This is a genomic window from Actinosynnema sp. NPDC059797 (genome assembly GCF_042732085.1).
In the GTDB taxonomy this organism is placed as follows: domain Bacteria; phylum Actinomycetota; class Actinomycetes; order Mycobacteriales; family Pseudonocardiaceae; genus Actinosynnema.
Window position 1 is genome coordinate 19,963 of record NZ_JBHWIE010000059.1, and the last position, 13,396, is coordinate 33,358.

The window sequence follows — 13,396 nt, forward strand, 5'->3', positions numbered from 1 at the left end:
GGTGACAGGCTTCCCGCGCCCCACCACCTCACCGGAGGACCGACATGCGACAACTCCGCGCACTCGCACTCGTCTCCGCCCTCGTCGTCCTGTGCGCCGCCGGGAGCACCCTCCCGGCCGGCGCGGCCCCGTCACCGGGACCAGGACGCCCGGCGCCCGTCTCCGCCGCACCCCTCTCCACGACGTCCTTCTCCACGACCCTGACCAGGACCGCGGACGGCGACGTGGGCACGGCCGACGTCATCTACTGCGGTGGCTACGTCACCTACGCCTACGACAGCGGCGGGGCCGTGCGCGCCGACGCCGAGGCGTCGTGCACCGCTCCCGTCGACCAGATCTGGCTGCGGGTCGGCCTCTACACCGGCGGCGGCGTCAACATCGCCGAGCGGTTCGCCTCCGCGGTCAACGACGTCGCCGCCTCCCAGTTCGCCGTGTTCGGGTGCCCCGGCCTCACCGCGACGTACTTCAGCGCGGGTGCCGCGACGTTCACCAAGGCCGGGTACGCCAACTCGCCGCTCCACCTGGTCGGGCAGACGCCGCCGGTCAGCATCACCTGCTGATCCGCTCCACGTCACGACCCGCGCCACGTCGGCGGGGACCGCCCCGGTCCCCGCCGACGTGCGGGCGCCACCCGGAGGTGCCAGCATGGATCCCTGGTCGTGGTCGTGAGGAGGTGGGCGTGGACCTGCGGCGGTGGCTGTCGTCGTGGCCGGTGTTCCGGCAGCTCACCGGGTCCGACCCGCTGGGCCGGGGCGAGGCCGCCCGCTCCGACCGCTCCGCCGGCCTGCGCGCCCGCACCGCCGACGCCGACCGCGTCGCCAAGTCCGTCTGCCCCTACTGCGCGGTCGGCTGCGGCCAGCGGGTCTACGTGGCCGACGACCGGGTGATCCAGGTCGAGGGCGACCCGGACAGCCCGATCTCGCGCGGTCGCCTGTGCCCCAAGGGCTCGGCCAGCACCCAACTGGTCACCGGGCCGCAACGCGCGCAGAAGGTCCTCTACCGCCCGCCCTACGGCACCGAGTGGCAGGAACTGGACCTCGACCGGGCCATGGGGATGGTCGTGGACCGGGTCCTGGACGCCCGCGCCAAGGGCTGGCAGGACGTCGACGAGGACGGCAGGCGCGTCCGCCACACGCTCGGGTTCGCGAGCCTCGGCGGCGCCACCCTGGACAACGAAGAGAACTACCTGATCAAGAAGCTGTTCACCGCGCTCGGCGCCCTCCAGATCGAGAACCAGGCGCGCATTTGACACTCCGCCACGGTTCCCGGTCTGGGAGCCTCCTTCGGTCGCGGCGGCGCGACGGACTACCAGCAGGACCTGATCAACTCCGACGTCATCGTCATCATGGGCTCCAACATGGCCGAGGCCCACCCGGTGGGCTTCCAGTGGGTGATGGAGGCCAAGGAGCGCGGCGCGAAGGTCCTGCACATCGACCCGCGGTTCACCCGCACGAGCGCGCACGCCGACCTGCACGTGCCGCTGCGCGCGGGCAGCGACATCGCGTTCCTGGGCGGGGTGGTCAACCACGTCCTGGCCAACGAGCTGGACTTCCGCGAGTACCTGGTGGCCTACACGAACGCGTCGTTCCTGGTCAGCGAGGACTACCGGGACACCGAGGACCTGGACGGGCTGTTCAGCGGCTACGACGAGGCGACCGCGTCCTACGACCCGACGTCGTGGCAGTACGAGACCGTCGACCGGGACGAGTCCGCCGAGCAGCACGAGGGCTCGTCGGCCAAGGAGACCTCGGCGTCCTACCAGCACGGCAGCGGCGGGCCGAAGGTCGAGGGCGGCAGCGACCGGATCGCCGCCGACCCCACCCTCCGACACCCGAGGTGCGTCTACCAGATCCTCAAGCGGCACTTCAGCCGCTACACCCCGGAGGTCGTGGCGCGCGTCTGCGGCGTGTCCGAGGAGGTGTTCCGGGCGGTCTGCGACCTGTGGACGGCCAACTCCGGCCGCGAGCGCACGGGCGCGCTGGTCTACAGCGTCGGCTGGACCCAGCACAGCACGGGCGCCCAGTGCATCCGCGCGGGCTCGATCATCCAGCTCCTGCTGGGCAACATCGGCCGGCCCGGCGGCGGGGTGTTCGCGCTGCGCGGCCACGCCAGCATCCAGGGCTCCACCGACATCCCGACGCTGTTCAACCTGCTGCCCGGCTACCTGCCGATGCCGACGCCCGAGCACACCGACCTGGCGTCCTACGTGGACTCGATCCGCGCCGACCACCAGAAGGGCTTCTGGCGCAACGCCGACGCCTACGCCGTCTCGCTGCTCAAGGAGTACTGGGGCGACGGGGCCACGGCGGAGAACGACTACCGCTTCGACTACCTGCCGCGCATCACGGGCGACCACGGCACCTACCGCACGGTCATGGACATGGTCGACGGCAAGGTCTTCGGCTACTTCCTGCTCGGCCAGAACCCGGCGGTGGGCTCCGCGCACGGCAGGCTCCAGCGCCTGGGCATGGCCAACCTCGACTGGCTCGTGGTCCGCGACCTGACCATGATCGAGTCGGCGAGCTTCTGGAAGGACTCGCCCGAGGTCGAGACCGGCGAGATCGTGCCGGAGCGGTGCCGCACCGAGGTGTTCTTCTTCCCCGCCGCCTCGCACGTGGAGAAGGAGGGCACGTTCACCCAGACCCAGCGGATGCTCCAGTGGCGCGAGAAGGCCGTGGAGCCCCGGGGCGACCAGCGCTCCGAGCTGTGGTTCTTCTACCACCTGGGCCGGCTGCTCAGGGAGCGGCTGGCGGGCTCCACCGACGAGCGCGACCGGCCGCTGCTGGACCTGTGGTGGGACTACGCGGTCGTCGGGGACGAGCCGCAGGCCGACGACGTGCTGCGCCGGATCAACGGCGTCGACCTGACCACCGGCCGGCCCGTCGGCGGCTACACCGAGCTGAAGGCCGACGGCACCACCGCCGCGGGCTGCTGGATCTACAGCGGCGTCTACGCCGACGGCGTCAACCAGGCCGCCCGCCGCAAACCAGGGCAGGAGCAGGACCTGTACGCCACCGAGTGGGGCTGGGCGTGGCCGATGAACCGCCGCGTGCTCTACAACCGCGCCTCCGCCGACCCGGAGGGGCGGCCGTGGAGCGAGCGCAAGGCGCTGGTGTGGTGGGACGCGGAGCGCGGCGAGTGGACCGGTCACGACGTGCCGGACTTCGAGCGCACCAAGCCGCCGGACCACGTGCCGCCGCCGGGCGCGGTCGGCCCGGACGCGCTGCGCGGCGACGACCCGTTCATCATGCAGGCCGACGGCAAGGGCTGGCTGTTCGCGCCCAGCGGCCTGGCGGACGGCCCGCTGCCCACCCACTACGAGCCGCACGAGTCGCCGGTGCGCAACTCGCTCTACCCCCAGCAGGGCAACCCGACGCGCAAGGTCTACGGGCGGCCGGACAACCCGTCGAACCCGGCGCCGCCGGAACCGCGCGGCGAGGTGTTCCCGTACGTGCTGACCACGGCCCGGCTGACCGAGCACCACACGGCGGGCGGCATGAGCCGGACCCTGCCGCACCTGGCCGAGCTCCAGCCGGAGCTGTTCGTGGAGGTGTCGCCGGAGCTGGCGCGGGAGCGCGGGCTGGACCACCTGGGCTGGGCGCACGTGATCACCAGCCGGGCCGCCGTGGAGGCGCGCGTGGTGGTCACCGACCGGATGCGGTCCCTGCCGGTGCACGACCGCCTGGTGCACCAGGTGTGGCTGCCCTACCACTGGGGCGCCACCGGGCTGGTGACCGGCGACTCGCCCAACGACCTGTTCGGCGTGGTGGTCGACCCGAACGTGTTCATCCAGGAGTCCAAGGTCGCGACCTGCGACGTGCGGCGGGGGCGCCGGCCGCGCGGCACCTCGCTGCTGCGGTACCTGGAGGACTACCGGCGGCGGGCCGGGATCACCGCCGAGACCGGCACGCACGTCCACACCACCGGTCCGGCGCACACCGAGGAGGACCCGTGACCGAGAACCGGCTGTCCGGGCCGCTGCCCGACGTGGCGGGCGAGGCCGGCTACGACGCCGACCACCCGCCGCGCATGGGGTTCTTCACCGACACCTCGGTGTGCATCGGCTGCAAGGCGTGCGAGGTGGCGTGCAAGGAGTGGAACCAGGTGCCGGACGCGGGCTTCGACCTGCTCGGGATGTCCTTCGACAACACCGGGCACCTCGGCGCGGACGCGTGGCGGCACGTGGCGTTCGTGGAGCAGCGGCGGCCCGCGCCGGAGGACCTGGGGATGCCGTCGTTCGACCGGCCGGGCGCGCGGACGGGACCGGAGGCGCGCACCGACTTCCGGTGGCTGATGGCGTCGGACGTGTGCAAGCACTGCACGCACGCGGGTTGCCTGGACGTGTGCCCGACCGGGGCGCTGTTCCGCACCGAGTTCGGCACGGTCGTGGTGCAGCAGGACATCTGCAACGGGTGCGGCTACTGCGTGTCGGGCTGCCCCTACGGGGTGATCCAGCGCCGCGAGGGTGACGGGCGGGCGCAGAAGTGCACGCTGTGCTACGACCGGCTGCGCGTGGGCGAGGAGCCGGCGTGCGCCAAGGCGTGCCCGACCGACTCCATCCAGTTCGGCGAGCTGGACGAGTTGCGGGCGCGGGCGGCCGAGCGGGTCGAGCGGCTGCGGGAGCGCGGCGAGGCGGGTGCGCGGCTGTACGGGGCGGACCCGGAGGACGGGGTGGGCGGCAACGGGGCGTTCTTCCTGCTGCTGGACGAGCCGGAGGTGTACGGGCTGCCGCCGGACCCGGTGGTGCCGACGCGCGACCTGCCGGCGATGTGGAAGCGGGCGGGGTTGGCGGCGGTGGCGTTCGCCGCCGCGGCGGTGGTCGCGTTCGCGGGGGGCCGCTGATGGCACGCGGTGGCGGGCAGGCCGGCGGACGCGGTGGCGGGCGGACCGGCGGGCGGGGTGACGGGTCGGTCGTGCCGGACGCGGAGTTCCGCTCCTACTACGGCCGGCCGGTGCTCCAGCGCCCCGCGTGGGAGTGGCCGGTGCCCGCCTACCTGTTCGCGGGCGGCCTGTCGGCGGGTTCGACGCTGCTCGCGGTGGGCGCGGACCTCACGGGACGGCCCGCGCTGCGGCGGACCGGGCGGCTGGGCGCGCTGGTCTCGCTGGGCGCCGGGCTGGTGTTCCTGGTGATGGACCTGGGGCGGCCGGAGCGGTTCCTGCACATGCTGCGGGTCGCCAAGCCGACCTCGCCGATGAGCGTGGGCACGTGGTTCCTGGTCGCCTACGGGCCCGGCGTGGGCGTGGCGGCGGTCGCCGAGGTGCTGCCCGAGCGGTGGCGGCTCGGCAGGCTGCTGCGGTGGGCGGCGCGACCGGCGGGCGCCTCGTCGGCGGCCCTCGCGCCCGCCGTGGCGTCCTACACCGCCGTGCTGCTGTCGCAGACGGCCGTGCCCGCGTGGCACGAGGCGCACCCGCACCTGCCGTTCGTGTTCACCGGGTCGGCGGCGGCCGCGTCCGGCGGGCTGGGCATGGTGTGCGCGCCGGTGTCGCAGGCCGGTCCGGCACGGGCGTTCGCGGTGCTGGGCGGGACCGCGGAACTGGTGGCGTCACGGGTCATGGACTTCCGGCTGGGGTTGGTGCGCGAGGCGTACGGGTCCGGCCGGGCGGGGCGGCTGCGGCGGTGGGCGGAGCTGCTGACCGCCGGTGGTGTGCTGGGCGCGGCGCTGGGAGGGCGGCGCAGCCGGGTGGTGGCCGTGCTGTCGGGGGCGGCGCTGCTCGCGGGCAGCGCGTTGCAGCGGTTCGCGGTGTTCGAGGCCGGGGTGGCGTCCACGCAGGACCCCCGGTACGTGGTGGTGCCGCAGCGGGAACGGGCGGCGCGACGGGACGCGGACCTGGTCCGGGAGGCGACGGGGCAGGCCGAGTAGCCCGAGCCGGTCAGGTGGGGCGGGACGGGCGGTCCCGGGGCGTCACGGCACCACCCGGGTGTGGTCGGGCAGGCGTCGGGTCAGGCCCAGCGAGTCCAGCAGCTCCAACAGCGGCACCGCCACCCGCCGGGTGGTGCCCAGGGCCTGCTTGGCCCGGGCGGCGGTGAACGGCGCGGGCAGCCCGGCCAGCACGTCGGCCGCGCGGCGCGGTGCGTCGGGGGCGAGCACGACCCCGTCGGCCACGCGCAGCAGCCTGCCGACCCGCACCGCCGCCGCGATCTCCCGGCCGCCGAGGCCGAGTTCCGCGAGCCGCGCCGCGTCGGGCGCCTGGAACGGCTCGCGCGCCAGGTCCGCCTCCACCGCCGCGACGGCCCGCTCCACGGCGGGCGGCAGGTCCGGCGCGGTGGGCACGCGACCGGCCACGACGCGCGGCGCCAACCGCTCGACGACCTCCGGGGGCGCGCCCAGGCGCCGGGCCAGCACGTCCACCGGGACGCCCGGGTCCAGCGGGTGCCCGTCCCGCCACTCGGCGATCGCCTCGGGGACCCGCCGCGCCAGTTCGGCCCGGTGGGCGGGATCGACCCGCCACTCCCCCACCTGCTCGCCCACGTCGCCGAAACCCAGCACCCGCAGTTCGCGCGCGGCGACCACGCCCCGTGCCCGCAGGTGGGCCGCCGCCACGTCGCCGGCCAGGTCCAGGCCCCGCTGCCGGGCCGCGCCGCGCCTGGTCAGCGCGGGCGGGCGGACGTCGAGGGCGACCACGCCGGCGGCGATCCGGTGACGGCCCGGGTCGCGCAGCAGGCCACGGTCACCCGCGCGCAGCGGGAGGGGGCGGGAGAGGACCAGGCGGGCGGTGTCCGGGCCCAGGGGCCGGACGTGCACGGGCACGGCCGCCGAGCCGAGGTGCAGCACGAGGCGGGCAGGCACCCTTCCCGAGCCCGCGCCCGCCGAACCTGCGACCGCTGAACCCGCGACCGCCGCCCCCATGCCCACAGCCATGCCCGCCATCGCGTCCGCCACCCCCGCGACCGCCACCACCGCGTCCGGCACCTCCGCGCCCGCCACCCGGGCATCGGTCAGCCGCACGTCCACCTCGCGGGTCTCCACCCACCGGCCCGGGGTGAGCAGCGCGTCACCACGCCCCACCCGGTCCCGCTCCACCCCCCGCAGGTTCACCGCGACCCGCGCGACGCCCCGCACCAGGTCGACCGGCTCACCCAGCGCCTGCACCCCCCGCACCGGCACGCGCGCACCGCCCAGCTCCAGCTCGTCGCCGACCCGGATCGTGCCCGCGCCGAGCGTCCCGGTGACCACCGTGCCGGCGCCGCGCACGGTGAACGAGCGGTCCACCCACAACCGCACGTCGGCGCCCGGGTCCGGTTCGGGCAGCGCCCGCGCCACCTCGTCCAACGCGGCCCGCAGCTCCGCCAGCCCTTCCCCGGTGCGACCGCTGACCGCCAGCGACCGCACGCCGGCCAGCGAGGTCGCCGCCAACCGCTCCCCCGCCTCGGCCAGCGCGGGCCCCGGGTCGGCCAGGTCCGAGCGGGTCACCACGAGCAGGCCGTGGCGGACGCCGAGCGCGTGCAGCGCGGCCAGGTGCTCGGTCGACTGCGCCCGCCACCCCTCGTCCGCTGCCACCACGAACAGCGCGGCGGGCACCGGTCCCACGCCCGCCAGCATGTTGGCGGTGAACCGCTCGTGGCCCGGCACGTCCACGAACGCCACCGGCCCGGAGGGCAGCCGCGTCCACGCGAAACCGAGGTCGATGGTCAGCCCGCGCCTGCGCTCCTCGGCCCAGCGGTCTGGCTCCATCCCGGTCAGCGCGCGGATCAGCGTGGACTTGCCGTGGTCCACGTGGCCCGCGGTCGCGACCACCCTCACCCCGGCACCCCGCACCGCAGCACGGCCTCGCGCAACCGGTCGTCGTCGGCCGGGTCCACGGTCCGCAGGTCGAGCAGGCACCGGCCGCGCTCGACCCGGCCCACCACGGGCGGTCGCCCGCCGCGCAGGGCGGGCGCGTACCGCTCGGGCAGGCTCACCGCCGCGCTCGGCAGCTCCACGCCCGGCGCGCCCCCACCGCCGACGGCCGCCGAGCTGGGCACCGCCTCCGCGTCCACGCCCCGGTCGGCCAGTGCCCGCGCCAGGTCCCGGGCCCGCGCGAGCAGGTCGACGACGTCGGCGGCCAGGGCGCGCGCGACCGGGGGCCGCGGGCCGCGGAGGGTGGCCTCCAGGGCCGCCAGGGTCAGCTTGTCCACGCGCAGCGCGCGGGCGGCCGGGTGACGGCGCAGCCGGTGCACCACGTCGGCGTCGCCCAGCAGCAGCCCGGCCTGCGGACCGCCCAGCAGCTTGTCGCCGCTGGCGGTCACCACGGTCGCACCGGCGCGCAGCGCGCTCGCCGCGTCCGGTTCGTCGGGCAGCAGCGGGTGCGGCGCGAGCAGCCCCGAGCCGATGTCCACGACCAGCGGCACGCCGAGGCCGGCCAGCTCGCCGACCCCCGGCGCGCTGGTGAAGCCGGTGACGCGGAAGTTCGAGGGGTGCACCCGCAGGACGAAGCCGGTGTCGGGGCCGATCGCGTCGGCGTAGTCGCGCAGGTGGGTGCGGTTGGTGGTGCCGACCTCCCGCAGCCGGGAACCGGTCGACGCCAGCAGGTCGGGGATGCGGAACCCGTCGCCGATCTCCACCAGCTCGCCCCGGCTGACCACGATCTCCCGGCCGGGCGCGAGGACCACCGCGCACAGCAGCAGGGCGGCGGCGTTGTTGTTGACCACGTGCACGTCGCCCGCGTCCGGCACGGCCGCCGCCAGCGCGGCCAGGGCGCCGCGCCCGCGCCGGGCCCGCTCGCCGGAGGCCAGGTCGAACTCCACGTCGGTGCAGCCGGCCGCGTCGGTGATCGCGGCGACCGCGGCGTCCGACAACGGCGCCCGCCCGAGGTTCGTGTGCACGACGACGCCGGTCGCGTTGAGCACCGGCCGCAGCGACGACGCGCCGGGGGGCAGCGCGGTGAGCACGGCGTCGACCACCTCGGCGGGTGTGATCAGCCCGTCGCGCGCCCGCTGCTGCGCCTCCACCACGGCGGTCTTGACCAGGTCCCGGCCCAGCGCCGCCACGGCGGGGGCCAGGCGCGGGTCGGCCAGGACGTGGTCGGTGCGCGGGATCGCGCGCCTGGGGTCGGCGGCCGGTGGGGCAGGTGGTGGGACGGGCGGGGGAACCGGCGGCCGGCGGTCGACTGCCCGACGACCGGCCGCCGGGCGATCAGCCACCTCACCACCCGCCGCCGGACCACCCGCCACCGGGCGGTCGGGTGCCGGGCGATCGGCCGCCAGACCACCCGTCACCGGGCGGTCGGTCATCGGCCGGTCGGTCACCGGGCACCGCCATGGCGGAGGCGGACGGGAATCGAACCCGCCAGCGACAGGTCCTGCCGCTCAACGGTGTTGAAGACCGCGCCGGCCACCAGGCCGGGTACGCCTCCTCGTGCCATCGCCCAATCCTGCCGGCGGCCCCCGCGGTGCGCGAGGCGGGCCGGTCGATCAAGCTGATCCACGTGACTCGACCCAGGCTGACCCAGTACGCCCGCGGCGGCGGGTGCGCGTGCAAGATCCCTCCCGGCGAGCTGGAGGAGGTGGTGCGCGGCCTGACCGGCGCCGTGCCCCGCGACCCGCTCGGCGACCTGGTCGTCGGCCTCGACCACGGCGACGACGCGGCCGTGGTCACCCTCCGGGACGGCGGCCTGGCGCTCATCGCCACCACCGACTTCTTCACCCCCGTGGTGGACGACCCGTTCGACTGGGGCCGCATCGCCGCCGCGAACGCGCTGTCCGACGTCTACGCCATGGGCGGCCGGCCGGTGCTGGCGGTCAACCTGCTGGCGTGGCCGCGCGAGGTGCTCCCGTTCGAGCTGGCGGCCGAGGTGCTGCGCGGCGGGCTGGCGGTGTGCGCGGAGGCCGGCGCCCACCTGGCGGGCGGGCACAGCGTGGACGACGCGGAGCCCAAGTACGGGCTCGCGGTGACCGGCGTGGGCGACCCGGACCGGTTGCTGCGCAACGACACCGGCCGCCCGGGGGTGCCGCTGTCGCTGACCAAGCCGCTGGGCACCGGGGTGCTCAACAGCAGGCACAAGGCGACCGGCGAGGTGTTCCCGGAGGCGGTGGCGACGATGGCGCGCCTCAACCGGGACGCCTCGCGGGCCGCGCTGGGCGCGGGCGCGGTGTGCGCCACCGACGTCACCGGGTTCGGGCTGCTCGGCCACCTGCACAAGCTGGCGCGCGCCAGCGGCGTGACCGCGGTCGTCGACGCCGCCGCCGTGCCCTACCTGGAGGGCGCGCGGGAGGCGTTGCGCGACGGCTACGTCAGCGGCGGCACGCGGCGCAACCTGGACTGGGTGCGCCCGCACGCCGACCTGGGCGCGGTCGACGAGGACGAGGCGCTGCTGCTGGCCGACGCGCAGACCTCGGGCGGGCTGCTGGTCGCGGGCGAGGTGCCCGGCGCGCCGGTGATCGGCGAGCTGGTGCCGAGGGGCGAGCACACGATCGTCCTCCGCTGAGCCCGCTGAGCCCGCCGAGCCCGCCGAGCCCGCCGAGCCCCCCGAGCCCCCGAGCCCGCCCGGACCCCCGGCACCGCCGCCCCTCACGCCGGCCGGCCGCCCACCACCGACCCGATCCACTCGGCGTAAGCGCCGACCAGCGTGTAGATCCCGCCGTCACCGCACGGGCGGACCGCGTCGTCCGTGGCCCGCGAAGTCGCCCCGGCCAGCAGCCACTCCTCGCCGACCCGCACGTACGCCGGCCCGCCGCTGTCGCCGTTGCAGCTGTCGCGGTCGAGGCCGGGCGCGCCCGCCACGAACTCGGTGCCCGGGTCCGCGCCGTACCCGGGCAGGTCCCCGGCCAGCGGCACGTCGACCACGCGCCTGCGCCCGTACCCCGTGCGGCCCTGGGAGTCGGTGTTGCCGTACCCGACGAGCCGGACGGACGACGCGCCACCCAGCGCGTCGACCGGCGCGATCGCCCGCGGCGCGGTGTCGAGGGGTTCGGCCAGCAGCAGCACGGCGATGTCGCCGTGCGGACCGGACGTGCCGTACGAGGGGTGGACCACGGCCTCCCGCACCGCGACGACGCGCCCCGGCGCCCGGACGTCCTCACCCGCGAAGACCCGCTGCCCGCACCCGCCCCGCGCGCAGTGGGCCGCGGTCACCACGGCGCCGGGCGCGACGAGCGTGCCCGAGCAGCACCACCCGGTCGCGCTGCCGACGGCCACGCAGTCGGGGAAGTCGGAGGTCGGCTTCCCGCCCACGATGCGGTCGCCGTCGGCGAGCACCTCGCGCAGGTTCGCCAGGTACGCGGGGTCGGTGTAGAGGTCGGGCACGGGCAGCGGCGCGCCCCGGTCGGCCGGGCGGGCGGTGGACGCCCTGGCCCGCCCCACCGGGTCGTCGGTGTCGGCGAGGCCCGCTGCCTGGTTGAGCAGGCTGTGGAAGGCCAGGGCGAACAGGGTGTCGTCATCACCCGCGACGGCCCGCGCCAGCTCGGCTGCGGGCCACCGCAACGGGTCGGCGTCGCTCAAGGTTCGGCTCCCTCGGTCGGCGTGGCCGGAACGGTCACCCGACCGGGTACCCGTGATCACCTGCCCGTGCACGTCCTCCCGGCCGGGTCCGGTCGGGCGCGGTGATCACCGGTTGTTCGGTTGACGACAGGAATCGCTCACGGAGTGGGGTTGCCCGACCACGCTCAGTACGGTCGAGGACCATGCAGCGAACAAGCGTCCTGGCCCTCGTGGTCACCCTGCTGGCGCTCGGCGCGGTACCCGTCACCGCGCAGCCCGCCGCCGAGGTGGTCCCCGACCCCGCCGCCCACGTCGACCCGCTCATCGGCACGAGCGACCAGGGGAACACCTTCCCCGGCGCGGTCCTGCCGTTCGGCATGTTCTCCTTCAGCCCCGAGGGCACCCGCGGCAACACCCTGCGCGCCGCGGCGCCCGGCGGCTACCGGCACGACGCCACCCGCCTGCGCGGTTTCAGCCTCACCCACATGTCCGGCACGGGCTGCGCGGGCGGCTCGGGCGACGTGCCGATCTTCCCGCACGTCGGCACGGTCACCACCAGCCCGACCACCGACGCGGAGGACGAGGTCTACGCCTCCGGCTTCAGCCACGCCGACGAGGTCGCGAGGCCCGGGCGCTACGACGTGGCGCTGGAGTCCGGCGCGAAGGCCGAGCTGTCCGCGACCACCCGCACCGGCGCGGCCCGCTTCACCTTCCCCGCCGGGGAACCGGCCACCGTGCTGGTGCACACCTCCAAGTCGCAGGTCGGCAGCAGCGACGCCCGGACCACCGTCGACCCGGCCACGCGCACCGTCACCGGCTCGGTGACCAGCGGCAACTTCTGCGGGTACATCAACCAGGAGGGCCGCCGCAGCTACTACACGCTGCACTTCGCCCTGGAGTTCGACCAGCCGTTCACCGAGGTCGGCACGTGGCGCGACGACGTGGTCACCCCCGGCTCGACCACCACGAGCGGCGGCACCACCTACGGGAAGAACGGCTGGCCCGTGCTGGGCCGGGGTTCCGGCGCGTACCTCGGCTTCGCACCGGGCTCCACGGTCGACGCGCGCGTCGGCATCTCCTACGTCAGCGCGGACAACGCCCTGCTCAACCTGCGCGCGGAGAACGACGGCCTGCCCATCGAGGACGTGCGCGACAACGCCTACCGCGCGTGGCAGCGGCAGTTGCGGCGCATCGAGGTCGGCGGCGGCTCGGACGCCGACCGCACGAAGTTCTACACCGCGCTCTACCACTCGCTGCTGCACCCCAACGTCTTCAGCGACGTCAACGGCGAGTACGCGGGCATGGACGGCAGGGCGCACCGCGTGCGGGGGCCGCAACGCGTCCAGTACGGCACGTTCTCCGGCTGGGACGTGTACCGCTCGCAGCTCCAGCTGCTGACCCTGCTGGAGCCCGGGGTCGGTTCGGACGTCGCGCAGTCCCTGCTCAACCAGGCCGAGCAGAACGGCGGCGTGTGGGACCGCTGGACGCACGCCAACGGCGGCACCCACGTGATGAACGGCGACCCGTCCCCGTTGGCGCTGGCGGGGATCCTCGCCTTCGGCGGCGACCGGTTCGACGTGCGGCGGGCGCTGGCGTCGCTGGTGCGCGCGGCGACGGTGCCGACGCCGCTGGACCTGAGCAAGGACGGCTGGGCGGTGATGTCGGTGGGCCAGCGGCCGTCGCTGGACAAGTACCTGCGGCTGCGCCACATGCCCTCGGTGTCCAACGCCTGGGGCGGCGCGGCGGAGACGCTGGAGGCGTCCGGCGCGGACTTCGCGATCAGCCAACTCGCCGCGCGGGTCGGCGACCACCGCACGCGGCGCGAGTTCGCCGCCCGCGCCCAGTGGTGGCAGCACAACTACGACCCGGTCGCCGACGAGACCGGCGGCTACGTGCGCAACAAGGACGAGGACGGCACGTGGGCGGGTCGCTTCGAGCCCGACACCGGCCACGGCTTCGTCGAGGGCACCAGCGCGCAGTACACGTGGATGGTCCCGCAC

Annotated in this window: 9 protein-coding genes and 1 tRNA gene; 6 read left to right on the plus strand and 4 right to left on the minus strand. The window is 75.6% G+C overall.

Annotated elements, in window-relative coordinates; genetic code table 11:
- Window positions 1-44: 44 nt before the first annotated feature.
- From ACFV4N_RS17165 to nrfD, 4 genes are all read left to right on the plus strand, one after another.
- Entirely contained in the window at window positions 45-560 is a 516-nt protein-coding gene (locus ACFV4N_RS17165; RefSeq protein ID WP_499673507.1) for a hypothetical protein, read from the plus strand.
- A gap of 119 nt (window positions 561-679) precedes the next feature.
- The gene (fdh, locus tag ACFV4N_RS17170) at window positions 680-3,955 is read left to right on the plus strand and encodes a formate dehydrogenase (protein ID WP_499673508.1); all 3,276 of its coding nucleotides are present in this window, start codon (window positions 680-682) and stop codon (window positions 3,953-3,955) included.
- Window positions 3,952-4,842, plus strand: coding sequence for a 4Fe-4S dicluster domain-containing protein (locus tag ACFV4N_RS17175; protein ID WP_499673509.1), 891 nt, complete (start codon window positions 3,952-3,954; stop codon window positions 4,840-4,842). Before fdh ends, ACFV4N_RS17175 begins: the two co-directional genes overlap by 4 nt.
- Entirely contained in the window at window positions 4,842-5,861 is a 1,020-nt protein-coding gene (gene nrfD, locus ACFV4N_RS17180) for an NrfD/PsrC family molybdoenzyme membrane anchor subunit (protein WP_499673510.1), read from the plus strand. Before ACFV4N_RS17175 ends, nrfD begins: the two co-directional genes overlap by 1 nt.
- A 42-nt stretch (window positions 5,862-5,903) precedes the next feature.
- On the opposite strand, the gene ACFV4N_RS17185 is transcribed toward nrfD, so the two are convergent.
- The 3 genes from ACFV4N_RS17185 to ACFV4N_RS17195 all read right to left on the minus strand — a co-directional run bounded on the left by ACFV4N_RS17185 (window position 5,904) and on the right by ACFV4N_RS17195 (window position 9,333).
- Window positions 5,904-7,742: a SelB domain-containing protein gene (locus ACFV4N_RS17185; RefSeq protein WP_499673511.1), complete on the minus strand. Its 1,839-nt coding sequence runs from the start codon at window positions 7,740-7,742 to the stop codon at window positions 5,904-5,906.
- Window positions 7,739-9,016: an L-seryl-tRNA(Sec) selenium transferase gene (gene selA, locus ACFV4N_RS17190; protein WP_499673515.1), complete on the minus strand. Its 1,278-nt coding sequence runs from the start codon at window positions 9,014-9,016 to the stop codon at window positions 7,739-7,741. Before selA ends, ACFV4N_RS17185 begins: the two co-directional genes overlap by 4 nt.
- Window positions 9,017-9,238: 222 nt before the next feature.
- Window positions 9,239-9,333 (minus strand) — tRNA-Sec (locus ACFV4N_RS17195).
- A gap of 72 nt (window positions 9,334-9,405) precedes the next feature.
- Here ACFV4N_RS17195 and selD point away from each other — a divergent pair.
- Window positions 9,406-10,404: a selenide, water dikinase SelD gene (selD, locus tag ACFV4N_RS17200; RefSeq protein WP_499673512.1), complete on the plus strand. Its 999-nt coding sequence runs from the start codon at window positions 9,406-9,408 to the stop codon at window positions 10,402-10,404.
- Between the two features lie 83 nt (window positions 10,405-10,487).
- Here selD and ACFV4N_RS17205 read toward each other — a convergent pair whose 3' ends face one another.
- Window positions 10,488-11,417, minus strand: coding sequence for a S1 family peptidase (locus ACFV4N_RS17205; protein ID WP_499673513.1), 930 nt, complete (start codon window positions 11,415-11,417; stop codon window positions 10,488-10,490).
- Between the two features lie 182 nt (window positions 11,418-11,599).
- Between ACFV4N_RS17205 and ACFV4N_RS17210 the strand changes: the two genes are divergently transcribed.
- A partial coding sequence (locus tag ACFV4N_RS17210) for a GH92 family glycosyl hydrolase (RefSeq protein ID WP_499673514.1) occupies window positions 11,600-13,396 on the plus strand: 1,797 nt, incomplete at its 3' end.